This window comes from Delftia sp. S65 (assembly GCF_016516495.1).
GTDB classification, from domain to species: Bacteria; Pseudomonadota; Gammaproteobacteria; order Burkholderiales; family Burkholderiaceae_C; genus Comamonas; species Comamonas acidovorans.
Genome location: NZ_JACVUR010000109.1, coordinates 1 through 334, shown reverse-complemented (window position 1 = coordinate 334; position 334 = coordinate 1). Strand labels below are relative to the sequence as shown.

The following is a 334-nucleotide window of genomic DNA, read 5'->3' as shown; positions in this document are numbered from 1 at the left end:
CGCGTAGTTGAAGGGCGTGCCCACAGCCAGGCTACCCGGGTTGGCCTTGGTGACCGTCAGCGCAGGAGTACCAGGGGTCACCGGCGTGGAAGGCGTGGAAGCGCAGTCTGTCGTACACCCTGCCGTCGGATTGACCGGGCTGATGCCGCCCGATGGATCGTAGGAGGCCGTGTTCGTGCTCGAGCCCACAGCCGTCGGCACTGCCGGCAGATTGAAGCTGGTGTTGCTGCCAGCTGCGACCGAAGCCGTGAAGTTCACCGTACACGTCAGCACGGAGCTGCCGTTACCCGCAAACGGGAAGGTGTTGGGCGTGCAGGTCGCACTGGCCACGTTC

General features: G+C 65.3%; 1 pseudogene. It reads right to left on the bottom strand.

Going from position 1 to position 334, the window contains the following annotated elements:
* Nucleotides 1-334, bottom strand: a pseudogene (locus IAE24_RS30030) (hypothetical protein); the annotation flags it as partial.